Here is a 24,208-nt window from a genome sequence, read left to right on the forward strand (position 1 = left end):
GCCTGCAAGCAGATAAAAGTCATGGTCTGCAGCCATGGCGCGGCATGATCCAATGGCTGAAGCCATGCTGCAACTCATGCCCAGCTATGCGCTGAGAAGCCAGCTTGCCTACACGGAGCTTCGCGGCATCATGGCCTGCAACGCATGAAACGCCTTTACCGCAACGCCCAGATCGCCAGCGAAGACAGTCCCCAGCTCCAGACAGCCGATGTGCTCGTCGAGGGTGGCCAGATCATCGGCGTGGCACCAAGCATCACCGGCGTCGAAAACGCAGAAATCATTGACTGCACCAGCCGCATTCTGCTGCCCGGGCTCTTTGACATCCACGTCCATGCCCGTGAACCCGGCCAGGAGGACAAGGAAAACATCGCCTCCTGTGCCGAGGCCGCGATCAACGGCGGCGTCACCGGCTTTGTCATGATGCCGAACACCACGCCCGCCATCGACAATGCGGGTGTCGTCCGCAGCGTGCTCGAGAGCGCCCGCCGCACGCGCATCGGCCCCGGCATCTACACCAGTGGAGCCATCACCAAGGGCCGCAAGGGCGAGGAACTCGCCGGCATCGCCGGCATGAAGTCCGCCGGCTGCGTCATGCTCACCGACGACGGTTACGCCGTGGACAACCCCCAGGTGCTGCGGCGAGCGATGGAATACGCACGTGACTACGACCTGCCGCTGTCCAGCCATTGCGAGCTCAAGGCGCTCAGCGGCAAGGGCTGCATGCATGAGGGCAAGATCAGCTACGCCCTCGGCCTGCCGGGCATCCCGAACATCAGCGAGGAGATCTGCATCTCACGCGACATCCGCCTCGCCGAATACACCGGCGTGCATCTCAACATCCAGCACGTCACCACCATCGAAGGCATGCGCACGATCAAACGTGCCAAGGATCGCGGCATCCGCGTCACCTGCGAGATCACGCCGCATCACTTGATGTTCAATCATGAGCACATCGGCGATTACGACACGCACTACAAGATGAACCCGCCGCTGCGCACGCCGGAGGACAATGCCGCGCTGCTTCAGGGCCTCAAGGACGGCTGGTTCGACGTCATCGCCACGGACCATGCCCCGCACACTCCGTTTGAGAAGAATCAGGACTTCGCCAGCGCCCCCTTTGGCATCATCGGCCTCGAAACCGCCTTGGTCTCGCTCTACGACCGCTTCATCGCCAAGGACATCCTCAGCTGGCAGCTCATCGTCAAGCACTACAGCGCCGAGCCCCGCCGCCTCATGAAGCTGGCCCCCGTTCCCATCAAGGAAGGCGGTGCCGCCGAGTTCATCGTCTTCAATCCCGCCCGCACCACCACCTTCAGCCGCGGCTTCATGAAGTCGAAAAGCATCAACACCCCCTTCCTCGACAAAACCCTGCAAGGCATGGTCGAGCGTGTGATGTATCGCGGTGAGGAACTGCTGGCGCGGTAATTTCAGCCCAGCCCGAGATCACGCGCCTTGAGCGCGGCTCCTGTGCGGTCGGCCACCTGCAACTTGTCCAGAATGCGGGTCATGTGATTCTTCACCGTCCCTTCAGTAAGGCTCAGGGCAGAGGCGATTTCCTTGTTGCTCATGCCCCGCACCAGATGCTGGAGAATCTCCACTTCACGCTCAGAGAGCATGCTGGCAAGGCGGCGCTCCTCACCACTCAGCGTGATGGGGCGGGAGAGGCGGTTGAACTCCGCCACCACGTGGGTGGCAATGGTGGGCTGCAGGTAGGTCTGGCCGGCAGCGACGACCCGGATGGCATCCAGCATCTGCGGCATCGGAGTGTTTTTGAGAATGTAACCGGAGGCACCTGCACGCAGAGCCTCAAAGACATCCTTTTCCTGATCAAAGACGCTGAGCACCAGCACCCGTATGCCGGGATGCCTGTCACGAATGCGCCGGGTGGCCTCTGCTCCGCACATCACCGGCATTTGCAGATCCATCAGCACGACCTGCGGCATGTGTTCCGTGGTCAGTTTCAGGGCCTCCTCGCCGTTGGCAGCTTCGGCAACCACCTCAACGCTGCTGTCGAGCTCAAGCAGGATGTGCATCGCTTCACGAAACGATGCCTGGTCATCGACGAGAAGGGTCTTGATGGGTGATTTCATGCGTTCAAGCAGGGATGATCATGCGACAGCAGCCTCCTCCCTGCTGCTCCGTTCCTGCGAAAAACTCACCATTGAGCAATGCCGCACGTTCGCGCAGACCTTTCAAGCCATGGCTGTTTTCCGGAATTCGGCTGAAGCCACGGCCATTGTCCGTCACACTTAGCATGATGCGTGCATCCGAAGTAAAATCCAGATGCACCGCGATTTCCGACGCACCCGAATGCCGGCACGCGTTGGTGATGCCTTCCTGCGCACAGCGATAGAGCGAAATTTCCACCAGAGATGGCAACGCACGTGACTTGCCAGACTGCTGCAGCACCAGCTTCAGCCCGGGCCGTTCAGCACCTGTGATCAGCGAAGTCAGCGACTCGGCGAGCGTGCGCTGCTCCTGCGGCGTCGCACGCAGGGAGGCCACCGAACGTCGGATTTCCGCCAGCCCTTCACGGCTGGAGCGCTGCGCCTTCTGGACCGCATCCAGAGCACGGGCGGGCTCCTGCTTCATCAAAGACTCCGCAACATCGAGCTGTGCCCCCACCACCGTCAGACTGTGCCCCACCGCGTCATGGATCTCCCGTGCCAGGCGGTTGCGCTCCTGCTCCACGGCGAGCAGCGCCGCCTGCTCCGCCTGCAGCTCGAGCTGGGCGTTGGCGGTGCGCAGTTCCGCCGCCAGACGCGCCGTGTTCATGCGCTGCCTCGACGCTTGCGTCATCGCAAAGGAACAGCCCATGATGAACACACTGGTGGAGATCTGGCCGCACATCCAAAACACCGCCGGATGCAGGCCACGCATGGTATGCTCATGCGCCGTGGAAATGGCCAGAGTAATGCAAATCACCAAAAACATGTGCCGGCGCCTTCTCAAAAGCACTCCAGAAAAACCAGCCACGGGCATCCAAAACCATTGCTGCATGCCGATGGGATTGAATGACCCGGCCAGATGGTTGCAGATGAGAGCAAGCAGGGCTTGCACGCCAAGAATCCCGACGACCTGCGCTCTGTTGTGGCCTATTTCCTTTCTAGGGCGCTCCTCCTGATAGAGGTCGAATAACAGTCGTTTGAGGAAAAAGCGATTCCAAAAAAACGTCAGCAATCCACAGATGATCAGCTTCGTCGCCTTGGCAGCCATGTTGCTTTGGAACATCAGACAGCCAATCCAGGCGATGGGCATCAGGCTGATCCATGCCAAGATTGCAGCCGCGACCAAAACCATCCAACTGGCGGAGAGATATTTACCTTCAGGACGTGCCCCTCCCACTTTTAAACCTCCCTGGCTGAATGATTTAGACACTTTTATTGATAGCATGAATCAGCTTATCTTTCACATATTTGTCTTATTCGCGACAACTCCCGGCATTACATGACTTTAGTCATATTCAGCGGAAGCCTCCGCATGGTGGCGATGGATGGAACCCGATCCTGGATCCCCCTCTCCTGTTAATCTCGCTTGAATTGAGGCGGACTCACGGCTTCACAATCACCCCATGTCCGATCTCAAAGAATACCTCGCCCAGCGCTGCCAGTTTGTTGATACAGCGCTGAACCGTCTCATCCCGGGCTCGGACACGCGGCCAACCATCCTTCACCAAGCGATGAGGCACAGCATGTTCGCGGGCGGCAAACGGCTGCGGCCGATCCTCTGCCTCGCGGCGGCGGAAGCCTGCGGCGGCACGGCGGAAGATGCGGTTTACAATGCCTGTGCGGTGGAATGCCTGCACACCTACTCGCTCATTCACGACGACTTGCCCTGCATGGACGACGACGACATGCGCCGCGGGGTGCCGACCTGCCACAAGGTCTATGGCGAGGCCATCGCTCTACTCGCGGGTGATGCGCTGCAGGCCCTGGCGTTTGAACTGGTGACGAAGACACCCATGTCATCGACTCATCCCACGGCGGTGATGGTGCTGGAACTCGCACGCACGGCAGGCAGCCTGCATCTTGTGGGTGGTCAGGTGGCGGATCTGGAAGGCGAGGGCAAAAAGCTTCCTTTGGAAGACCTGCGCTTCATCCATGAAGGCAAAACCGCCGCGCTGCTCACCACCAGCGTGAAACTGGGCGGCATGAGCGCCAGCGCGAGCCCTGAGCAGATGCAGGCGCTGCATGACTTCGGCATGGCCACCGGTCTGGCTTTCCAGATCATCGACGACATTCTCGACGTGACCCAGACGAGCGAAAAACTTGGCAAAAGCGCCGGCAAGGACGTCGCGGCAGAAAAGAGCACCTACCCGGCGCTGATGGGCCTGGAAGCTTCCCGTGCGGAAGCGCACCGCCTCACCGAGGTGTCACACCGCGCGCTGGATGTGTTTGGTGACGCCGCCTTGCGGCTGCGCCAGCTTTCCGACCACCTGCTGAACCGGGATTATTGAGGCCGAAACAGCTGAGCTAAATCGCCCACGAGTTTCTCCGGCGGACCAAAATTGAGCAGCAGCGTGGACCCATCTCCCTGCACCACGCGGAAGCCGAGGAGCCGCCTGCCGCCGGGCTCAATCTGCATGTCGAGCTGCCTGAGATACTTCTTAATGAGCAGCGGCCGCGGAATCATGGCCACGGTGATGTAGCTCTTCTCCTGCTGGGTGACTTTGAGTGTGAAATTGTTCGTCAGGGATTCAGTGTCCATTTCCCGGCCGCTGAGGAATTTCATCCAGATGCGCACCCGGCTGTCGTCGGGCTTCAGGGTCTGCCAGGAGGCGTCTGCGCTTTCTTTGAGGCGCACGGTTTCCTTGTCGAAGACCAGGATCGTCGTTGCGGGCGATCCCAGTTCCAGGCGAAAACGACCGTCGGTCATGCGCCAAAAACGACCGCTGGTGCTCACAGGCTCCTTGAGCGCAGGGGTGGTGCGGGTCTGCTGAAAGGCGACTTTGATGCTGCCAATGCCTTTCTCAGCCGCCATCCACTCACGCATCACGGGCGGAATGAGGGCAGGATCCGGCGCCGCCTGGGCGGGCAGCGTCAGCCAGAAGGCAGCGGCAAGAATGGATGACAAACGAATCACACAGCAAGCCAGACACCCAAAACAACCAAGTCTCAAGCTTTTCGCTGCCATGTTTTCCCTTGCCCCCCCGTGCAATCCGTGTTCTCTGAACTTTCGAACCAACCCCTATTTATACACATGAGCGAGCGTCGCGTAGTCATCACCGGCATGGGAGTTATCTCCCCGGTCGGCAACACCAAAGATGACTTTTGGAAGAACATCCAGGCAGGCAAGAGCGGCATCCGCCGCATCCAGTCCATGGACACCGAAAAGTACGACTGCAAGATCGCGGGCGAGGTGGTGGACTTTGATCCGACCGTCCATTTCAACAACCACAAGGACGCCCGCCGCGCCGACCGCTACTTCCAGTTTGCCATGGCAGCCTCGAAAATGGCCGCCAAGGACGCGGGTTTGAACCCAGACAGCCTCGACCCCCACCGCGTGGGTGTGATGGTCGGCAGTGGCATCGGCGGTCTCGGCACCCTGGAAACCCAGTATGAAGTGCTGCTGACGAAGTCCCCTTCCCGCGTCTCCCCCTTCATCATCCCGATGATGATCTCGAACATCGCCAGCGGCATGATCGCGGCGGAATATGGCTTCATGGGACCGAACATGGCCATCGTCACGGCCTGCGCGACTTCCAACAACAACATCGGTGAAGCCTGGCGGAACATCAAATTCGGCGATGCCGACGTGATGATCTGCGGTGGTGCCGAAGCCTCCATCCGCCCCTGCGGTCTGGCCGGATTCGCCAACATGAAAGCCCTGAGCATGCGCAACGACGAGCCTGAGCGTGCCTCCCGCCCCTGGGACAAGGACCGCGACGGCTTCGTCATGGGCGAAGGCGCCGGTGTCGTCGTCATTGAAGAACTCGAGCACGCCAAGAAGCGCGGTGCCACCATTTACGCCGAACTGGTCGGTTATGGTGCCACGGCAGATGCCTACCACCTCACCTCCCCGCATCCCGAAGGTTTGGGCGCGGCCAAGTGCATGGAGATGGCTCTGCGTCATGCCAAGCTGAACGTGACGGATGTGCAGTACATCAACGCCCACGCCACCTCGACCCCCGTCGGCGATTTGTGCGAACTGCGCGCCATCAAGCGCGTGTTCGGTGAATACGCCACGAAGGGACTGCTGGTCTCCGGCACCAAGTCGATGACAGGCCACCTGCTCGGCGCTGCCGGCGGCGTGGAACTCATCGCTTCCATTTACGCGATCAAGGACCAGGTGGTGCCACCCACGATCAACGTCGAGAACCTCGATCCCGAGGTGGATGTGGACGTGGTGCCAAACACCGCCCGCCCGGCCAAAGTGGACGCCGTCCTGAGCAACTCCTTCGGCTTCGGCGGTCACAACGCCGCGCTGCTGATCAAGAAGTTCTAAGACTGATCGCCGCAGCGGTGTCTTTTTGAATGTCTCGGGAGCTGTCATGCAGCTCCCGCAATTTCATGCTTCTCACACTCGCCCGGTTTTACAGCACGCTCTCCCTGGCGCTACCCCCCGTGGCTCTGGTGGTGATCGGAGTCATGATCGCCGGTTTCAAAGAGACCGGTCCTCAGTCCAACGGACTCGGGACCTTCATCCTGATTGCCGGCACCATCCTGGCGGGGCTGTCAGTCAACGCGGCCATTGCCGGCATCGTCGCATGGCGCTGGCCCAGCGCACGCACGACGTTTTTGTGCGTTGCCTGCATGGCAGGAGTATTGCTCGTCCTGGCCGTGATTCTCAATGAGGTGCTTCGCCTGCTTTAGATTCAACGCGTCACCTGCAAGTCCACATCCTTCGCACCCTCGGCAATGTCGAGGCTCCAGTCGCCTGCGCCGGGTTTTTGCTCCTTCGTGGTTGCAGTGCCATCTGCTGTCTCCAAGCCCGGAACATCGGCGGCGCTGTAGCTGACCGTCAGCTTCACTTTGCCGACGATGGGGCCGGTCTTTTCATCGAGCTTGAACTTGCCGCCCATGACTCGGGCGCAGGCCACGGGTGCGGAGGGATCGTCTGACGCGAAGATGACACTGCCCCAGCTCACGGGCTTGCCATTCACGGTGACCTTGCCGTTGATGGCGGTGCGCTTCATCGGCTTGAGGAAGCCCTGATTGCGCAGCCAGTCACGCAGGTGCCCGCTCCAGGTGCCCAACACGGGATCGCCGAGGAACAGGCCCACACCATGCGGACCGGGGCGGTAGATGTGGAGTTCGGCGGGGACTTTGTTTTTCCGGCAGGCGAGGTAAAAGGCCACAGCGTTTTCGGCAGGCACCACGGTGTCTTCGTCGGTCTGGAAGATGAAGATGGGCGGCGTGTTGGCTGTCACGCGAGTTTCGGTGCTTACATGCTTCGCCAGTTCGTCGTTGTCACCGGGGCCGAGCAGGTTTTTGCGCGAGCCTTTGTGGCCGTAGTCCTCGATCATCGAAATCACCGGATAGGTTGGCGCGGCCACATCAGGACGGGCGCTGACTTGATCAATGGCATCGTTCGTCGCACCGGCGGGTTTTTCATCAAACATCGTGGCAGCCATGGAGGTGAGGTGGCCGCCTGCGGAGAAGCCGATGATGCCGATGCGGTTCGGATCAATGCCATACTGCTGCGCATTGGCCCGCACATGCCGGATGGCACGCTGCACATCAATGAGCTGCGTGGGAAAATGATAGCCCTGGCTGCCGAGGCGGTAATGCAGCACGAAGGCGGAAACGCCGATGCCATTGAACCACTTGGCGACTTGGATGCCTTCATGGTCGGCTGCCAGCCCGCCGTAACCACCGCCGGGACAGACGACAAAGGCTGCACCATTGGCTTTGTCCTTGGCAGCCGCCCACACATTGATGAAGGGCTGATCCTTGTCCTCCGTGCCCTTTGCCCCCGGTGCGCCATCAGGCCAAAGCTTGACCTTGGTAGGCTCGGCGTGGGCCAGGGAGGTGAAAAAGAGGGCGGCGGCGAAAAGAGAAATCTTGTTCATGCAGGTGGAAGTCTGTTAATCCTGTCTTTTCAATCCGTTCTTTCATCCGCCATGATCTCACGCCGTCATTTTCTCTCCACCAGCCTTGGCGCGCTCAGCGTCTCCACCCTGCCTGCCATTGAGCCCATCAAGCGCCCAGGCAAGAGCCGCATGCAGCTTGGCGTCGCAGCCTACAGCTTCCGCGAGTACTTCCAGTGGATGCGCGACAAGGAGCAGAAGCCGAAAGGTGGCCGCCCGCTTTGGAGCATCCTCGATTTCATCGACTGGTGCGGTGACAACAACGTCCCCGGCGCTGAAGTCACGAGCTACTTTTTCCCGAAGGACGTGGACGAGGCTTTCCTGCTGGAAGTGAAACGCCGTGCCTACCTGCGTGGCGTGCAGCTTGCAGGCACTGCCGTGGGCAACAATTTCGCCCTGCCCAAGGGCGAGAAGCTGAGCGAGCAGATCGCTTACACCAAGAAGTGGATCGATTACTCCGCGATCATGGGTGCCCCGCACATCCGCGTCTTTGCCGGCCCCCAGTCCAAAGAGCTCAGTGAGGAGCAGGCCGTGGCCAACTGCCTCGAATCCTACCAGGAGTGCCTCGATTACGCCGCCAAGAAGGGCGTCTTCCTCGGCATGGAAAACCACGGTGGCATCGTCGCCGAGCCGGAAAACCTCATCAAGATGATCAAGGCCGCCAAAAGCCCCTGGGCCGGTATCAATTTGGACAGCGGCAACTTCCACACCGAAGACCCGTATGCCGATCTCGCGAAGATCGCGCCGTACGCCGTCAATGTGCAGCTCAAGATGGAGATCAGCCGCAAAGGTGCCGCCAAAGGCGTCAGTGAGCCCAGCGATGTGAAACGTGTGATCCAGATCATGCGCGACGCCAACTACCAGGGCTGGTTCACGCTGGAGTTTGAGACCAAGGAAGATCCGTTTGTGCGCGTGCCGGAGATTTGCGACATGCTGCGCCCCTTGCTGGCCTGAGTTTGCGGTGGTTGGCAGTTGTTTGCGATGGTTTCCCCTGCCAAGGCAGGTGCGTGCCCACGTAACTCTACATGCTCCGGGGAGCGGAAGGTCTTTGAAAACCACTGGCAACGACTGTAGACAACCGTCAACAATCGCAAACCTCCCCTCCCCCCATGTCCGTCACCCATGCGCCCACTGTCGTCATCGAGAACTTCTACCCCTGCCTGGATGGCGGACGGCATCCGGTCAAGCGTGTGATCGACGAGCCGCTGGATGTGTGGTGTGACATTTTCAAGGACGGGCACGATGTGATGAGCGCGGTGCTGCGCTGGCGGCTCACGGGATCGCGCCGCTGGTTTGAAGCGCCGATGAAGCTGACTGAAAATGACCGCTGGCATGGGCAGTGCAGCTTTTCCAAAGCGGGCCGCTGGGAGTACGTCGTTGAGGCCTGGGGCGACACCTTCCGCTCTTGGAAAAAGACGTTTGCGGTGCGGGTGCAGGCCAAGGATCCGGATGTGCCGATCGAGGCGCAGGAGGGTGCACGACTGCTGCGGGATGCCGCCAAGCGCGCCCGAGCCGCCGGCGTGCCGACTGCGGGAACGCAACTGGAGGATTGCGCGGATCTGCTCGCGTCGATGAAAGCTGCGGATCTCATGGACGTGCTGCTTTCGGACGAGATGCAGAGCCTGATGGATCAGTATCCGGACCGCTCGCAGTCCACCACTTCAGATACGCTTCGCGCCACCGCAGAACGCGAGCGCGCCCGCTTCTCCGCCTGGTATGAATTCTTCCCTCGTGGGGCCGAAGGCCGCAGTGACAAGCATTCCTCCTTCCGCGACTGCCTGGGCCGTCTCGACCACGCGGCCCACATGGGCTTTGATGTGATCTACTTCCCGCCGATCCACCCGATCGGCATCACGGCCCGCAAAGGCAAAAACAACACGCTCACGGCCAAGCCTGACGACGTGGGCAGCCCCTGGGCAATCGGTGGCCCGACGGGTGGGCATCGCAATATCGAACCCGCGCTCGGCACAGAGAAGGATTTTGTCTGGCTGGTGAAGGAAGCGAAGAAACGCGGACTGGAGATCGCGCTGGATTTTGCGCTCAACTGCTCGCCCGACCATCCTTACGTCAAAGATCATCCGGAGTGGTTTTACAAGCGCCCGGACGGCAGCATCCGCTACGCCGAGAATCCGCCGAAGAAGTATCAGGACATCTACCCGCTGAACTTCCATTGCGATGACTGGCGCAACCTGTGGAAGGAGCTGATTGACGTGGTGCAGTACTGGGTGGACCGCGGCGTGAAGATCTTCCGCGTGGACAATCCTCACACCAAGCCCGTCGCGTTCTGGGAGGAGCTCATCGCCACCATTCAGCGGAAGGATCCCGATGTGCTCTTCCTTGCCGAAGCTTTCACCAAACCGAAGATGATGCAGGTGCTGGGCAAGGTGGGCTTCACTCAGAGCTACACCTACTTCACCTGGCGCGAAGACCGCCAGTCGCTCACCGAATACGCCACCGAGCTCACGCGCACGGACATGCGCTGGTACTACCGCGCGAATTTCTGGCCCACCACGCCGGACATCCTGCCCGCCCACCTGCAGAATGCCAATTCGCAGATGTTCCGCATCCGCGCCGCACTGGCCGCCACCCTTTCATCCTGCTGGGGCATGTACTCCGGCTACGAACTCTGCGAGAACGATCCTTATCCGGGCAAGGAGGAGTACGACAACAGCGAGAAGTACGAGCTGAAGCAGCGCGACTACAATCAGCTGGGCAACATCACGTCTTTCATCCGCATGCTGAACCTGATCCGCCGCGACAATCCAGCGATGCATCTCTACGACAACCTCAGCTTCCATGGCGCCGATCACGGCCAGATGCTCTGCTACAGCAAGATCACTCCTGACTTCAGCAACCGCATCCTCTGCGTCATCAGCCATGATGCACATCATCCCGCCATCGGCATGGTGCATATCGATCTCGCAGCCCTCGGCCTCGACGGCAGCCGTCCCTACAAGGTCACCGACCTCCTGCACAATCAAACCTATGAGTGGCGCGGCGTGGACAACTACGTGGCGCTGCATCCCAACGGGATGTCTATGCACATCTTCCGGGTGGAGCAGTGAGAAGTCATTAAATGTCGCAAGCTGCAGTTGCTTGCGTGTCGGCTTGCAATGCCATCGTGATAGCGCCGCGAAATTCCAAGTCAGATGCGGTGGTTTCGATGCGTTCGTTTGTGATGCGTCCAACCCTTCTCAGTCTTCTTGCCCTCGGTCTGATTCACACCGCCTCCGCCCAGCAGACGCGCTGGTTCAAGGGCAACACGCACACGCATTCCCTGTGGAGTGATGGCAATGATTTCCCGGAGATGATCACGGACTGGTACAAGCAGCATGGCTACGATTTCCTGGCCATCTCCGACCACAACATCCTCCAGGCGAAAGAGGTGTGGATGAGTGAACCCGCGATCGAAAAACGCCGCCGGATCCTGGGCAAGACGACGATGGAAAAGTATCGCGCCCGCTTCGGCGATGAATGGGTGACGACGCGTGAAAAAGACGGCGTGACCGAAGTGCGGCTGAAGAAGCTGGAGGAGTACCGGCCCAAGTTTGAGGTGCCAGGGAAGTTCTTGCTCGTTCAGGCGGAAGAGATCAGCGCAGGCTTCGGCAAGATCCCGATTCATCTAAATGCGGTGAATCTGAAGGAGGAGATCAAGCCGGTCAAAGACCTCAGCAGCATCCAGGAAGTGATGCGCGCGAATTTGCAGATGGTGAACGAACAGTCCAAGCGCTTGGGCGTGCCGATGCTCTCGCACATCAATCACCCGAACTTCAGATGGGCGCTCTCCGCCGAGGATCTGGCGGCTGTCTTGGAGGAAAACTTCTGGGAGATCTACAACGGCCATCCCACCATCAACTACCCAGGAGATGCGTCCCGCATGGGCCATGAGAAGATCTGGGACGTGGCCAACACGCTGCGCATCGCCGAGTTCAAAGCACCGCCGCTGTATGGCGTGGGCACGGATGACTCCCACCGCTATCACGGTGAAGAAAACGGCCCCGGCCGTGGCTGGGTGATGGTGCGTGCGGCCAGCCTGGATCCTGCCGAGATCATCAAAGCCATGAAGGCCGGCGATTTCTATGCCTCCTCCGGCGTAACGCTGGACGATGTGAGCTTCAAGGATGGCGAGCTGCGCATCCGCATTCACAAAGAGCCTGGAGTCACCTACACCACGCAGATTCGCGGCACGCTGCAGGGTTACGATCCAACCACCCGCCCCGCTCCTCCCGTGGCCGATGATCTGCATCCACCGCGCCTGCTGTACTCGGATGACATTGGCAAAACACTGGCGACGATTGAAGGCGAAGAAGTCGTGTGGAAACCCAGCGGCAAGGAGCTGTATTTCCGCGCGGTGATCACCTCTTCAAAGCCCTATGCGAATCCGTCATTTGAAGGGCAGAAAGAAATGGCCTGGACGCAGCCGATGGGTTGGAAAAAGTAGACTCTCCCAGCGATTCGTGTGCGGTCGTAGGATGGGTGTGGCGACAGCCCGCCCGTCTATGAACGTTTAGCAAACACACCGGCATAGGAATGCCCTCGGAGTCGGGCGGTTTGGCGAAGAAGGCAATGAAACGCAGGAATACCATGCGCGCCAAACACACCCAACCTACACCCCAGAAAGCGCGCCTTGCTGTTCGAGCGCAAGGCTATTCTACCGCATCCGCATGCCTTGCATCCGCCCCTGCATGCCTTCCAGCATCGGGGCCATTTCCAGCTTCATGGAGAGCGGCGCTTCTTTGAAGAAGAGGCCCATGTCCTTGGTGAAGGATTTTTCAAATTCCGCCGGACTCTGATCCAACATCATCTGCATTTCGGGATTCTTTGAAGCCTTCTTTTTCATCTCGCGCTGGATGCCGCCGATGATGCGGCGGCGGTCTTCGGCGGGCAGTTTTTCCAAGCCCTTCATCACGGCCTTGAAGTTTTCCTCCACGGTGCGGTTCACGTACCGGCCCTTTTCTTCATCGGTCAGCGATTTGAAAAAGAGGTCCATGGTTTCCAGACCGTCCTCACGCATCTCGCTGCGCTGGTTGAAGTCGAGCTTGATGACGGAGCTGATGACCTTGTCCAGGTACGCTTTGCGCGGCGCGTCAGCGAGATCTTCGTCCGCCAGCCACGGCGCGTTCGCCATGAGTGCCAGCGTCTTCTCGGACGAAAAAACCGAATCCTCGGTCACCCACATGACCACGCCCACACCGGCCCACACGAGAGCAAGGAAGGCGGCAACCTGGAACCAGAAGCGTTGGAGCGGCATGCCCGGTTACTTCTTGCCAAAGCGGCGGCCTAGCAACGAGAGAAATTCACCGGCTTCCTCCACCTGGAGCTTCTTGGTGACCGCGAAATACGCGGCGGCAGCCACGCTGATGCTGACACCGAGCCCGGCGCAGCGCAGCAGGAAGTTCAGGTGCGACCAGTTCGCCATGATCGTGTACTTGGCCGCGAAACAAACGGCGGACATGGCGGCAATACCGATGAGCAGCTTGATGAGCGACTGCACCAGCGAGCCCGTTTCAAGCCCGGAGGCAAACTTGCGCATGCAGAGGTACAGCGTGAGGAAATTGAGCGAGAGACCAACCGCCGTGGCCCAGGCGAGCGCGGTGTGATCCCACTTGAAGACGAAGACGGTGATGGAGTTCACCGTGGCCGTGAACACGATGACGCCGATGCTGACCAGCATGGGAATGAAGCGGCGGTTGATGGTGTAAAACGCGGGCTGCAGCACCTTGATGGCGGCGTAGAAGATCAGGCCAAAAGCGTAGGCCTGCAGCGGTGCGGCGGTGTTTTGCACGTCCTGCGCATTGAATTTGCCGTGCTCAAAAATGACCGAGATGATTTCCTGTGACAGCAGGGTGAGGCCAACGGCGCAGGGCAGCGTGAGGAAGAGCACCAGCCGCAATCCCTTGGCCAATGCAGCACGAAACGCGGGTGTCATGCCTTCGGTGGCAAGGCGTGAGAGCATGGGCAGCGTGACGGTGGCCACGGCAACACCGAAGAGTCCCAGCGGCAATTGTTGCAGGCGCTGGGCATTCGCCAGCCAGGCGAGCGCGGACTCCTTGCCTGGTGTGTAGGAGGCGAAGATGGAATTGAGCAGCACCGCCACCTGCGTGCCGCTGGCGGCGAGCATCGAAGGCCACATGAGGTGCAGCACTTCCTTCACCGCAGGATCTTTGCAGCCGAAGTCGAAGCGAAAACGAAACCCGACGCGATGCAGCGAGGGAAGCTGCACAGCAAGCTGCAGCACACCGCCGATCAAGGTGCCGATGGCGAAACCGGTGAGACCTTTTTCACTGACGTGGCCATGGCGGAAGCCAGGATCAATGAGCCATGCGAGGATGACGCCACCGACAATGCATCCGAGATTGAAAAATGCCGAAGCGACGGCGGGAATGAAGAACACCTTCTTCGAATTCAGCATGCCCATGACCAGCGCGGTGACGGACACCAGCGCGATGAAGGGATACATGATCTGCGCCAGCCAGATGCCGAGCACCTTGGCCTCTTCACTGAGTCCGGGCGTCAGGATGCGGAAGATGATGGGCGAGAGCAGCACGCCCGCGATGGCCACGATGCTCATGAACCAGACCGAGAGCGAGATCATCTTGCGTCCGAGCACCCAGGCGGCCTCGTCGCCCTCGGTCTTCATCTTCTTGGAGAAGGTTGTGACGAAGGCCGTGGAGAGTGCCCCTTCGGCAAACAGGTCACGCAGCATGTTCGGCGTGCGGAAGGCGGCGGTAAAGATGCCGGTGAAGGCAGAGCCGAAGAAGCCGTTCAGCATCTGATCCCGCACCAGGCCGAGCACGCGGCTGCAGAGGATGGCGATGGAGACGATCCCGGTGGAGCGGGCCTGGGAGTTGGAGTCTGGCTTGCCCGCTTTCTCCGTCGTAGTGCCAGCCTGTGGCTTGCTCTCAGCCGGGCCTGATGAATTAGCGTCTTTCATGTGAGATTAATTCGTGATTCAATCTGATCGAATAGCGCATGGCGGATTTGGAGTGCGGCTGCGGTAGCTGCCGCTTTCGTGCGTCTCGTGGTGTGCGTGTGCTGACCGGCCTGCGGTCAACCACCTGCTCCCGCTTTCGGATGTTCCCTGCTATGCGGGCACCACTCGTCCCGTCGAAAGCGGTGGCTGCGCTCGTTCCTCGCTGCGCAACCGCAGTCCAAAGGGCCGGCATTTTCGGCGGCTGTCGCAAATGCGGGAGGTTGAAGAAGGACGTTTGCAATCGAAGCGATGATGCAGGTGATGAGACAAACTGCAACCGGGACGGTTGCGCTACTTGTAGCGGCCGCTCGCGCGCCGCAGTTTGTCCATCATGGCGATTCCCATGCCATGTTCATGCAACGGTTCTGCAATGATTTCGTCGACGCCGAGCTTGTCGAGCGCGCGGAGGACGTAGAAGAAGCGCACGGCGGCTTCGGGGAGCTTGCCGTTGCCGGGGCTGAGCATCATCACTTCCTCCCATTCGCAGAGATTGAGGTAGCCATCCTTTTCTTCGCCACGGTAGCTCATGAGGGCGTAGCGTTTGCCTTCTTCGGGGATGAAATCAGAAGGGCGCTCCAGCAGGCGCAGCGGGGTCTTCGGCGCGTAGTGGGAGGCCAGCTGGCCGGGGGCGGCGGTGGCTTCATCGACGACGGTGCGCGTAGTGTAGCGCACCTTGCCATAGGCTTTCAAATCCTCTGCCGTGATGGGACCGGGGCGCACGATGTCGATGAACATCTTCGGGCTGCCGGGCTCGATCTTGATGATGGTGGACTCCAGTCCGAACATGCAGGCGCCGGCATCCACGATGAGGTGGATGCGGCCATCGAGTTCCGAAAGCACGGCACTGGCGGACGTCGGGCTGATGGAGCCAAAACGATTCGCGCTGGGGGCCGCGATGGGTTTGCCAAGATCGGTGATGACGCGGCGGAAAATGGGATTGGAGCTGACGCGCACGGCGACGGTCTGCAGCCCGGCGGTCACGAGGTCGGGAACGATGGGCTTTTTGGGCAGCAGGATCGTCAGGGGGCCGGGCCAGAAGCGCTCGACCATTTTCTTCAGCGTCACAGCGATCTCAGGCGGCACATCGGCCACGAGGTCGATCTGCTCCTTGCTGGCCAGATGGACGATGAGCGGGTCAAAGGTGGGGCGTTCCTTGGCTTCGAAGATTTTCGCCACGGCTTCCGCATCGAGCGCGTTGGCCGCGAGGCCATAGACGGTTTCGGTGGGCAGGGCGACGACTTCACCCTCACGCAGCAGACGGACGGCCTCATCGACCGCCTGGTGCATCAGCGGTGGCTGGTCGGTGGGCAGAACGGCGGTGACGTAACTCATGATGGCGATGTGTGGCTTTCAATCACCGCCCAGGCGTTGTGATTGTGGATGGATTCGTAATTCTCTGCTTCAACGCGGAACCAGGTGATGCGCGGATGCGCCTTGGCTTTCACGGCGATGTTGCGCACGAGGTCTTCGACGAAGACGGGATTGTCGTAGGCGGCTTCAGTGACGAACTTTTCGTCGGGACGCTTGAGCAGGCTGTACAGCTCGCTGCTGGCGCTTTGTTCCACCAGTTCCAGCAGGTCTTCGATCCAGACGGGATCGTTGAAACGAATGGCGAGGGTGACGGTGCCGCGCTGATTGTGGGCGCCCCGGGCGCTGATGGCTTTGGAGCAGGGGCAGAGCGTGGTCACGGGCACTTCCACGGTGAGGACGAAGTCGGTCTTCTCCTTGTCCGTGTTCACTTCAAAGATCACACCGTAGTCCAGCAGACCCTCAGCGCCGGAGACGGGGGCCTTTTTGGCGCGGAAGTACGGGAAGCGCATTTCCACGTGAGCCTTGTCAGCGTGGAGCTTTTTCATCAGCTCACGCGGCATGGCGACGATGTTGGAGACGGTCAGTTCCTTGCCGTGGGCATGCAGCACCTCCACAAAGCGGCTCATATGAGTGCCTTTGAACTGGTGCGGCAGATCGACGGCCAGGGAAACGGTGGCGACGGTGTGCTGCACGGCGGCATCACGGTCGCGGATGCTCAGAGGAAAGCGCAGGCTGCGCACGCCCACGCGATCAATGGGCAGACGGCGTTCATCGCGTTCGTTTTGCGTGTCGGTAAGGGCGGACATGGACGAGGCTGGAAATGAAACTTCCCACTGCCGCGTAATGCAACAGTGGGAAGCAGATCAAAAGGGACCCTTTACGGGCAAACCCTGGAAAATCACGCCATGAGGTTCACAGCGCGGGAGCGCTTGATCTCACGGACGACCACGCGGTGCAGCCAGGCTGGAAGACCAGTGATGCGGCGGGGGATGAGCTTGCCGGATTCCGTGGTGAAACGGGCGAGCAGCTCAGGATTGGTGTAGGAAATCTTCTCCACCGGGATGTCCACTCGGCGGCGCGGCATCTTGCGATTCGCGCGACGGAAGTTGGACATGCGTTCTTTGGTCTTCGGTTGCATGGCAGTCTGGGGTAAAAATTAGCGGGTTTCGCGGTGAAGGGTGCGCTTCTTCATGAAGTGATTAAACTTCACCTTCTCAAGACGGCCCGGAGTGCGGACGCTTTTCTTATTGCGCGTGGTCACGTAGCGGGAGGGCGGCATACCTGCGGCTTTCGCTTCGGTGCATTCAAGGGTGATGATTTCTCGCGGCATAAATTTGGGGCGCAGAGGCTAGGTCACTCTTTGGAGAAGTCAAGCGATTCGCCTGAGTTGTTATTCGAAGAGCTCGGAGCGGCGTCATCATCGTCCTTGTCGTCGTCGGAAGCGTCGTCGGCATTGTCGAGGCCGAAGAGGGAATGTACAGGGCGGCTCCAGCGGCCGCTCATCTGGCTGCGCTCCAGCTTTTCCTGATAGGTGACGGAGAAGCGTGCGAAGGGCATGGCCTCCAGGCGCTCTTCAGGAATATCGACGCCGGTGCCTTCGCACAGGCCGTAGGTGCCGGTTTCGATGCGCTTGAGCGCTTCGTTGATTTCGTAGAGGGCGTCCTGTTCCTTGCCGAGGAGGCTGAGGGCGAAGTCGCGGTCATAGGCGTCACTGCCGGCATCAGCCTGATGCATGCCGAAAGCGGAGGAGTCGCCGTTTTCATTGCGGATGGTCTCACTGGCCACGCCTTCGATGGAGTTCAGGTAGGCGTCGCGCAGTTCGATCAGGCGCTGCTTCTGCTTCTTGAGGAAGGGGGTCATCTTGACCGGGCCCTTGGCGATGTCGATGGTGATGCCTTCTTCTTCACGATTGAGGCGTGAGCGCGGCGTGCCGGTGGTGGAAACGGAGGTGCGGCCTTTGGGAACCAGCGGGGCTGGCGTGCTCTTGGAGGACTTCGTCGCTTTGACTGGAGCCGGAGCGGCGACAGGGGCGGCCTTCACAGGTGCTGGGGCAGGAGCAGGGGCGGCTTTGGCAGCAGGCTTCTCAGCTTTGGCAGGAGCCTTCTTGGCGGGAGCAGCAGCTTTCGCGGCAGCTTTTTTGGCGGGGGCAGGTGTCTTGGCGGCAGCTTTTGTCGGGGCGGTTTTCTTCACAGGCATGGGGGAGGTTTTCTTCGGGGCGGGCTTTTGCGGCGTCGCCTTCTTCAAAATGGATTTGCTCTTGGACTTCGCCGCCGGCTTGGCGGGCTTGGCTGGAACGGGCTTGCTCTTCGACTTCACCGCCTTGGCAGGAGCCTTTTTCACGGGCTTGGCGGAGGGCTTCTTAACTGCGGGTTTCTTGGATTTCGCAGGCATGACTTTGACGGTGTTGGGTTGTCGATGAACTTCTCTGTTAATGCACCTGGCCACAGGGCGGAAAAAGAGGCGCGGATTCTGCCTGCGGTTGTCAAAACACGCAACCAGTATTCCAACGCCGCCCCAAGGTTCCCTCTTCCGGCGCATTTGGCGGGTTGCGCCCGCAGGGTCAGAGCCTACTCTGCCGCCATGAATGCCGAGCCCCCCTCCAGTTCCGCGCTTTCCAGCCTGTGGCAGCAGATCCGCGCCGTGCTCGACCTCGTGCTGGATCTCTCTTTCAAGCGCTTCGTCACTCCGCACCTCGTGCGCATGCTGTATGTGCTGAGCCTGCTAGCGGCCTTTTTATATGCCGTCAGATGGATGTTCAGCGGCTTCTGGGGCCTCATCATGGCGCCGGTGGCCCTGCTGTTTTACCTGATCGTCGCCCGTGTGACGGTGGAGCTGATCCTGGCGATCTTCCGCATCGCCGAGCGCCTTGCCCCCATGGCGGATGACACGGGCGCCAAGCCTGCGCCCAAGCCGCGCTCATTCACCGATCCGGTGAAGTGAGCCCAGCATGGCCGTAGGATGGGCGTGGCGACAGCCCGCCCGTCCTTCAGCGTATGGCAACGCACCCCAGCCTGCGCACGCCCTCGAAGTCGGGCGGTTTGGCGAAGAGGGCTCTGAAGTATGGGCAAAATCGGGGCACCAAACACGCCCAACCTACGTTCCAAACCGGAGCTTGTGAAATTTTTCACAAAATCGGGTTGCTGCTCCTCGCTGCGTCCTGATAATCGCCCTGCCGATGTTCACTCCCACGCTCGCCACTTTCGATCTCATTGCGCTCGCCGTCTCGGTGGGGAAGATCGTGTTTCTCACTTTTCTGGTCATCCTCCCGCTGGTTTCCATCGCGGTTTACTTTGAGCGACGCATCTCCGCTGTGATCCAGGACCGCGTGGGTCCGAACCGCGTGGGCGTGCCGCTGACGCTTTTGGGCTTCAAGAAAGACTGGCAGCCCTTCGGCATCGGCGGGCTGGCTCAGGCGGCTGCTGACGGCCTGAAGTTCATTTTGAAGGAAGACTTTGTGCCCGCCCATGTGCGCAAGTTTTACTACTGGCTGGCCCCCTGCATGACAGTGGTGCCTGCGCTGCTCACCTGTGTGGTACTTCCTTTCGGCAGTGAATTGAACCTCTCCTTCCTCGGCATCACCGAACCGGTCAAGATGGTGATCGCAGACCTGAGCATCGGGCCCCTCTTCACCTTCGCCATCGCCTCCCTCGGCGTGTATGGCATCGTCCTCGCTGGCTGGTCCTCCAATTCAAAGTACCCCTTTCTCGGCGGTGTGCGCGCCAGTGCGCAGATGATCTCGTATGAAATCTCACTGGGCCTGTCCATCATCCCGGTGCTCATGATCTTCGGCGAGCTGAACCTCACCAAGATGTCCGCCTTCCAGGATGCGAACGGCTGGCTGCTGCTGCCGCTCTGGGGCGAAGGCCTCAGCGTCGCACGCTGGGTGCTGCTGATCCCCATCGTCATCTCCTTCGTCATCTTCACCGTCTCCATGTTTGCCGAGACGAACCGCCTGCCCTTCGACCTTGCCGAGTGCGAAACGGAACTGGTGGCCGGCTACCACACCGAATACAGCTCCATGAAGTTCGCCCTGTTCTTCATGGGTGAATACGCCGCGATGATCATCGGCTCAGGCATGGCGGTGACGCTCTTCCTTGGTGGCTGGAGCATCCCCTGCTGGCCGCTGCTGGAGAAAATCATCCCGCTGCAGCTGCATTACACGCCGGACACCACCCCGTTCTATACCGGCCTGCTGCACATCGGCACCTTCTTCGCCAAGGTCTTCGCCTTCATCGTCTTCTTCATCATCATCCGCTGGACCCTGCCCCGCTTCCGCTTTGACCAGCTCATGGCCCTCGGCTGGAAAGTGTTCTTCGAGCTCGCCCTCGCGAACGTCTTCCTCACTGCGGTGCTGATGTGGTGGTTTCCGCTGAAGTAAGGAAAGCCACAGAGAATACTTTGGATATTTGGACTGCGGTTGCGCAGCGAGGGACAAGAGCAGCTATCGCTTTCGACGGGGTGAATGACGCACGCATGTGTGAAGCATGTGTGAAACTACCGAATGCGGGAACTGATGGGGATATCGCAGGCCTCTCAGCATACGCCCACCACAAGACGCTCGAAAGCGGCAGCTACCGCAGCCGCGCTCCAAAAACTGTCACGCCTTCATTGGAGCTCTCACCAGCCACTTCTGTACCCTCAGGGCCAAAAAAGCACCAATCAACCCGCCGCACAAATCAGCGATCCAGTCCCACACATCCCCGCCGCTGCGGCCCGGGGTGTAGGTTTGATGCCACTCATCAAAGCCGCCGACGGCGCCGCAGAACAGCACCGAGGCGAGAATGGCGATGGCCGTGGTTCGGGCACGCCCTGCGAGACGCAAGCTGAGCAGGAAACACATGCCGCCGGCAGAGAAAAAGATCGCATGCTCCAGCTTGTCCACGCCCTCAAAACTCGCGGGGGATGGCAGATGCGTTTGGGAGGACAGCCAGAACAGCACCCCAAACCACAGCACGACCAAAAAACGCCACAGAGCGGGAGAAGAGAGGAAGCGGGGCAGTGGCATCGTGCGCGGTGTATAGCAGACTTAGCACCCATTTCCATTTCAAGAAGATCACGATCTTGCTCCGCAGATGCCTTCGATGGCTCCGCCATCCCTGCCCCACCTCCCACTCTTTGCGAGAGCGACCCATCCTTCCGCCTCCTGCAAAGCGATAGACAACCCCGGGCCTGCGCGTTAAACCTCGCCCGACCACCACAACCATCCTTCATGAAACTGCACCTCGCTCTCGCCGCCTTGTTCGCCTCCCTTTCCTTCGCCAGCGCGGAAGAAAAAGAAATCTTCAACGGCAAGGATCTCACCGGCTGGGAAGGCAACAAGGACCTCTGGAGCGTGCAGGACGGCACCATCACCGGCAAGACCCCGGCTGCTCCTGCAGATCCGGCAAAGCCCGACGCTCCGGTCAAGAGCATCCTCAAGCACAACACCTTCCTGGTCTGGAAAGGCGGCACCGTGAGCGATTTCGTGCTGACGTTCCAATACCGCATCGAAAAGGGCAATTCCGGCGTGCAGTACCGCAGCAAGGAGCTCAATGCCGGAGAAAACGGCCCCATCATCAGCGGCTACCAGGCCGACTTCGAGGCCGGCAAGACCTACAGCGGCATCCTTTACGAAGAGCGCGGCCGTGGCATCCTGGCCAAGCGCGGTGAAAAGACCGTGATCAAACCCGCCGCCGACGGTGGCAAGAAGGCCGTGGTGGAAGTGACCGGCAGCGTGGGCGACAGCGCCGCCATCCAGGCCAGCATCAAGGAAGAGGACTGGAACGAGTACCGCATCGTGGCCAAGGGCAACCATGTGCAGCATTTCATCAACGGCCAGCAGACCATCGACGTGACCGACGAAGACGCCGCCAACGCGCCAAAGGAAGGCCTCCTGGCCCTGCAGATCCACGCCGGCCCGCCGATGGTCGTGCAGTTCAAGAACTTCAAGCTCGTCGAAACGAAGTAGTCGTGCTTTGTTAGCCTCATCATGACCCGCCTGCTTTTCACCGCGCTTCTCCTGCTCACCAGCGGCCTTGTCACCAAGGCCGCTGCAGACACCGAATACCTCATCGTCAGCGGTGGGCCTGCGGCACGTGGCTTTGAGGACTTGCGCCGGCCCGGAGAGCAGCACGACCGCTGGTGGGGCAACTTCATCCGCACCGCCCGCGTGCGCATGCAGGAGATCCACAAAACCGTTCCGGCAAACACCCGCATCACCTGGCTGGTGTACCGGGACGCCTACGTGCGCCGCGCCGCCGCCGAGCACCAGCCGCTGACGCAGAACGTCGAGTCCGTGACCAAGGCCTACCCTTATATCAACCTCGTCTGGTTCCGCAGCACGGACGAACTCATCAACTACATCAACAACGGCCAGTCCGGACGCGGCGGATTGAAGATCTCCGGCTTCGAGTACTTCGGCCACTCGAACAAGTACAGCTTCATGTTTGACTACAGCTCCGACGTGTACGCCACCTCCACCGCGTGGCTGCATGAGAATGATCTGCACAAGATCAGCCGCTGGGCCTTCAGCGGCAAAGCCTACTGCCAGAGCTGGGGCTGCCACACGGCGGAGAGCTTCAGCAAAGCTTGGAAACGCGCCACCGGCACTAAAATGGTGGGAGCCCAGGGCAAGACCGACTACTCAGACATGCACCTGCGCGACTGGCACGTAGGCCTCTCCAGCGGCGCACGCTGGGTGCGGTAACCGCGAAGGACCGACCGAATCAGGATCAAGGCCTGCCGCTTTGACGCCTCAGAAATGGTAATGGTAGGGAAGCGCTGCGCGGGTCCGTGATTTCGGGTCTGCAGCTTCGCAGGCGATCAAAAAGGTGCGCCGTCCTGCGGGTGCTCGATGGCGGAAGGCGGAAGCGCTCGAAAAGAGAGACTTCTTTGAGTCAGCAGCCCGCGCTGGGACGAAGGATTTCTTCGAACCCGACACATTTTCGTTTCCCGAGGTCTGAAACGAAGGACGGCCAAGAGAGCAAGTCACCTCGGCTGAATGATCGTAAACCGAACTTCCAAGTTCGGTGATGGGCTTCGGCTGGGCGCTGGGTGAACGAACTTGGAAGTTCGTTCTACGCTACTTCCCGCCCCACACAAACGTCACCGGCTTGTCGATGTCCGGGTGCACGCTGTGGTGCACGGGGCAACCGAGGGCGGTGGCTTCAAGGAGCTTGCGGTCCGGGTGGTCTTCCGGCAGCGGGATCTGGATGGTGATGGGCAGGCCAACGATGCGGCGTGGGCTGTCCGCGCTCATGTGCTTTTCCACGCTGACCTTCATGCCGGCGATGTCGTAGCCCTTCTGCTGGGCCTTGATGCCGATGACGGTGGCCATGCACGTGGCCAGCGCCGTGGCCACGAGGTCGGTGGGGCTGAAGGACTCACCTTTGCCGTGGTTGTCCACCGGCGCATCGGTGATGAACTGGTTTTGCGAAGGGCCATGCGTGGCCCGGCAGCGCAGGCCGCCTTCGTAATCGACGCTGATGGAGACGGCCATGGCTGGGGACGGTGAAAAATTACTGCGCGGTGAGGACGCCGTTCATGATGGCGACGTGTCCTGGGAAGGTGCAGAAGTAGGGGTAGTCACCGGCGGCTGGCACGGTGAACTCGATGGTCTCGCTGCTGCCGGGCTGAAGCAGCTTGGTGTGGGCGAGGATGTCCGGGGAGTCCGGGATGTAGCCTTTGTCCACCAGCGTCATGGCGCCCATGGCGATGCCCATCATCTTGTCCTTGGTGCCGAGCTTGCCGATCACGATGTTGTGCGGCTGGGGCAAGGTGGGGTGGGTGTTGGTGAAGGTGAGCTTGATCTTCTGGCCGGCCTTGGCGCTGATGGTCTTGGTGTCATAGGCCAGCGGGTTGGCGGCATCCGGCTTGATGGTGACTTGCAGCACGGGAAGATTGGAGGTGGGAGCGAC

At 60.3% G+C, this 24,208-nt stretch carries 26 protein-coding genes; 12 read left to right on the plus strand and 14 right to left on the minus strand.

The window, feature by feature from the left end:
* Positions 1–144 precede the first annotated feature (144 nt).
* Positions 145–1,425 carry a dihydroorotase gene (locus tag WAW39_RS07090; protein WP_422317207.1) on the plus strand — a complete coding sequence of 427 codons (1,281 nt, stop codon included), beginning with the start codon at positions 145–147 and terminating at the stop codon, positions 1,423–1,425.
* Positions 1,426–1,427: 2 nt separating this feature from the next.
* Here the strand turns inward: WAW39_RS07090 and WAW39_RS07095 are convergent, their stop codons facing one another.
* Both WAW39_RS07095 and WAW39_RS07100 read right to left on the minus strand, forming a co-directional pair.
* The gene (locus WAW39_RS07095; protein WP_422317209.1) at positions 1,428–2,090 is read right to left on the minus strand and encodes a response regulator; all 663 of its coding nucleotides are present in this window, start codon (positions 2,088–2,090) and stop codon (positions 1,428–1,430) included.
* 4 nt (positions 2,091–2,094) lie between these two features.
* Positions 2,095–2,880 (minus strand): sensor histidine kinase, encoded by a 786-nt coding sequence (locus tag WAW39_RS07100; RefSeq protein ID WP_422317211.1) that lies wholly within the window; start codon positions 2,878–2,880, stop codon positions 2,095–2,097.
* Positions 2,881–3,187: 307 nt separating this feature from the next.
* On the opposite strand from WAW39_RS07100, the gene WAW39_RS07105 reads away from it, so the two are divergent.
* Both WAW39_RS07105 and WAW39_RS07110 read left to right on the plus strand, forming a co-directional pair.
* Positions 3,188–3,451, plus strand: a complete 264-nt coding sequence (locus WAW39_RS07105) for a hypothetical protein (protein WP_422317213.1) — start codon at positions 3,188–3,190, stop codon at positions 3,449–3,451.
* 120 nt (positions 3,452–3,571) lie between these two features.
* Positions 3,572–4,456 (plus strand): polyprenyl synthetase family protein, encoded by an 885-nt coding sequence (locus tag WAW39_RS07110; RefSeq protein ID WP_422317215.1) that lies wholly within the window; start codon positions 3,572–3,574, stop codon positions 4,454–4,456.
* Here WAW39_RS07110 and WAW39_RS07115 read toward each other — a convergent pair.
* A complete protein-coding gene (locus WAW39_RS07115) occupies positions 4,450–5,073 on the minus strand; it encodes a LolA family protein (RefSeq protein WP_422317217.1) in 624 nt (207 codons plus the stop codon). The genes WAW39_RS07110 and WAW39_RS07115 overlap by 7 nt on opposite strands.
* Positions 5,074–5,199: 126 nt before the next feature.
* Between WAW39_RS07115 and fabF the strand changes: the two genes are divergently transcribed.
* Positions 5,200–6,444 carry a beta-ketoacyl-ACP synthase II gene (gene fabF, locus WAW39_RS07120; protein ID WP_422317219.1) on the plus strand — a complete coding sequence of 415 codons (1,245 nt, stop codon included), beginning with the start codon at positions 5,200–5,202 and terminating at the stop codon, positions 6,442–6,444.
* A gap of 65 nt (positions 6,445–6,509) precedes the next feature.
* Positions 6,510–6,812, plus strand: a complete 303-nt coding sequence (locus tag WAW39_RS07125) for a hypothetical protein (protein WP_422317221.1) — start codon at positions 6,510–6,512, stop codon at positions 6,810–6,812.
* A 2-nt stretch (positions 6,813–6,814) separates the two neighbouring features.
* Here the strand turns inward: WAW39_RS07125 and WAW39_RS07130 are convergent, their stop codons facing one another.
* A complete protein-coding gene (locus WAW39_RS07130) occupies positions 6,815–8,011 on the minus strand; it encodes an alpha/beta hydrolase (RefSeq protein WP_422317223.1) in 1,197 nt (398 codons plus the stop codon).
* Positions 8,012–8,062: 51 nt separating this feature from the next.
* On the opposite strand from WAW39_RS07130, the gene WAW39_RS07135 reads away from it, so the two are divergent.
* The 3 genes from WAW39_RS07135 to WAW39_RS07145 all read left to right on the plus strand — a co-directional run bounded on the left by WAW39_RS07135 (position 8,063) and on the right by WAW39_RS07145 (position 12,470).
* Positions 8,063–8,983 carry a sugar phosphate isomerase/epimerase family protein gene (locus WAW39_RS07135; protein WP_422317225.1) on the plus strand — a complete coding sequence of 307 codons (921 nt, stop codon included), beginning with the start codon at positions 8,063–8,065 and terminating at the stop codon, positions 8,981–8,983.
* Between the two features lie 155 nt (positions 8,984–9,138).
* The gene (locus tag WAW39_RS07140; protein WP_422317227.1) at positions 9,139–11,094 is read left to right on the plus strand and encodes an alpha-1,4-glucan--maltose-1-phosphate maltosyltransferase; all 1,956 of its coding nucleotides are present in this window, start codon (positions 9,139–9,141) and stop codon (positions 11,092–11,094) included.
* 113 nt (positions 11,095–11,207) lie between these two features.
* A complete protein-coding gene (locus tag WAW39_RS07145; protein ID WP_422317229.1) occupies positions 11,208–12,470 on the plus strand; it encodes a hypothetical protein in 1,263 nt (420 codons plus the stop codon).
* Positions 12,471–12,680: 210 nt separating this feature from the next.
* On the opposite strand, the gene WAW39_RS07150 is transcribed toward WAW39_RS07145, so the two are convergent.
* The 7 genes from WAW39_RS07150 to WAW39_RS07180 form a co-directional block, all read right to left on the minus strand.
* A complete protein-coding gene (locus tag WAW39_RS07150) occupies positions 12,681–13,280 on the minus strand; it encodes a hypothetical protein (RefSeq protein ID WP_422317231.1) in 600 nt (199 codons plus the stop codon).
* A 6-nt stretch (positions 13,281–13,286) separates the two neighbouring features.
* On the minus strand, positions 13,287–14,963 hold the full coding sequence (gene murJ / locus WAW39_RS07155; RefSeq protein ID WP_422317233.1) for a murein biosynthesis integral membrane protein MurJ: 1,677 nt from the start codon (positions 14,961–14,963) through the stop codon (positions 13,287–13,289).
* Between the two features lie 330 nt (positions 14,964–15,293).
* The gene (locus WAW39_RS07160) at positions 15,294–16,334 is read right to left on the minus strand and encodes an L-threonylcarbamoyladenylate synthase (protein WP_422317237.1); all 1,041 of its coding nucleotides are present in this window, start codon (positions 16,332–16,334) and stop codon (positions 15,294–15,296) included.
* On the minus strand, positions 16,331–17,119 hold the full coding sequence (gene folE2 / locus WAW39_RS07165; protein WP_422317239.1) for a GTP cyclohydrolase FolE2: 789 nt from the start codon (positions 17,117–17,119) through the stop codon (positions 16,331–16,333). Before folE2 ends, WAW39_RS07160 begins: the two co-directional genes overlap by 4 nt.
* Before the next feature lie 92 nt (positions 17,120–17,211).
* The gene (rpsR, locus tag WAW39_RS07170) at positions 17,212–17,451 is read right to left on the minus strand and encodes a 30S ribosomal protein S18 (RefSeq protein WP_294397375.1); all 240 of its coding nucleotides are present in this window, start codon (positions 17,449–17,451) and stop codon (positions 17,212–17,214) included.
* Between the two features lie 18 nt (positions 17,452–17,469).
* A complete protein-coding gene (gene rpmG, locus WAW39_RS07175) occupies positions 17,470–17,643 on the minus strand; it encodes a 50S ribosomal protein L33 (protein ID WP_294397372.1) in 174 nt (57 codons plus the stop codon).
* Positions 17,644–17,666: 23 nt separating this feature from the next.
* Positions 17,667–18,704 carry a TraR/DksA family transcriptional regulator gene (locus WAW39_RS07180; RefSeq protein ID WP_422317243.1) on the minus strand — a complete coding sequence of 346 codons (1,038 nt, stop codon included), beginning with the start codon at positions 18,702–18,704 and terminating at the stop codon, positions 17,667–17,669.
* Positions 18,705–18,893: 189 nt separating this feature from the next.
* On the opposite strand from WAW39_RS07180, the gene WAW39_RS07185 reads away from it, so the two are divergent.
* Together WAW39_RS07185 and WAW39_RS07190 are read left to right on the plus strand one after the other, a co-directional pair.
* Positions 18,894–19,253 carry a DUF4282 domain-containing protein gene (locus WAW39_RS07185; protein ID WP_422317245.1) on the plus strand — a complete coding sequence of 120 codons (360 nt, stop codon included), beginning with the start codon at positions 18,894–18,896 and terminating at the stop codon, positions 19,251–19,253.
* 235 nt (positions 19,254–19,488) lie between these two features.
* Entirely contained in the window at positions 19,489–20,691 is a 1,203-nt protein-coding gene (locus WAW39_RS07190) for a complex I subunit 1/NuoH family protein (protein ID WP_422317247.1), read from the plus strand.
* Between the two features lie 219 nt (positions 20,692–20,910).
* Here WAW39_RS07190 and WAW39_RS07195 read toward each other — a convergent pair whose 3' ends face one another.
* Positions 20,911–21,318 carry a VanZ family protein gene (locus tag WAW39_RS07195; RefSeq protein ID WP_422317249.1) on the minus strand — a complete coding sequence of 136 codons (408 nt, stop codon included), beginning with the start codon at positions 21,316–21,318 and terminating at the stop codon, positions 20,911–20,913.
* A 204-nt stretch (positions 21,319–21,522) separates the two neighbouring features.
* Here WAW39_RS07195 and WAW39_RS07200 point away from each other — a divergent pair, with 204 nt between their 5' ends.
* Both WAW39_RS07200 and WAW39_RS07205 read left to right on the plus strand, forming a co-directional pair.
* A complete protein-coding gene (locus WAW39_RS07200; RefSeq protein WP_422317251.1) occupies positions 21,523–22,260 on the plus strand; it encodes a 3-keto-disaccharide hydrolase in 738 nt (245 codons plus the stop codon).
* 21 nt (positions 22,261–22,281) lie between these two features.
* The gene (locus WAW39_RS07205; RefSeq protein ID WP_422317253.1) at positions 22,282–22,998 is read left to right on the plus strand and encodes a hypothetical protein; all 717 of its coding nucleotides are present in this window, start codon (positions 22,282–22,284) and stop codon (positions 22,996–22,998) included.
* Positions 22,999–23,373: 375 nt separating this feature from the next.
* Here WAW39_RS07205 and WAW39_RS07210 read toward each other — a convergent pair whose 3' ends face one another.
* The gene (locus WAW39_RS07210) at positions 23,374–23,790 is read right to left on the minus strand and encodes an OsmC family protein (protein ID WP_422317255.1); all 417 of its coding nucleotides are present in this window, start codon (positions 23,788–23,790) and stop codon (positions 23,374–23,376) included.
* A 19-nt stretch (positions 23,791–23,809) separates the two neighbouring features.
* Positions 23,810–24,208, minus strand: a 399-nt coding sequence (locus WAW39_RS07215; protein ID WP_422317257.1) for a plastocyanin/azurin family copper-binding protein, incomplete at its 5' end; no start/stop codon positions are given.

The organism is Prosthecobacter sp. (assembly GCF_049294395.1).
Lineage (GTDB): Bacteria > Verrucomicrobiota > Verrucomicrobiia > Verrucomicrobiales > Verrucomicrobiaceae > Prosthecobacter.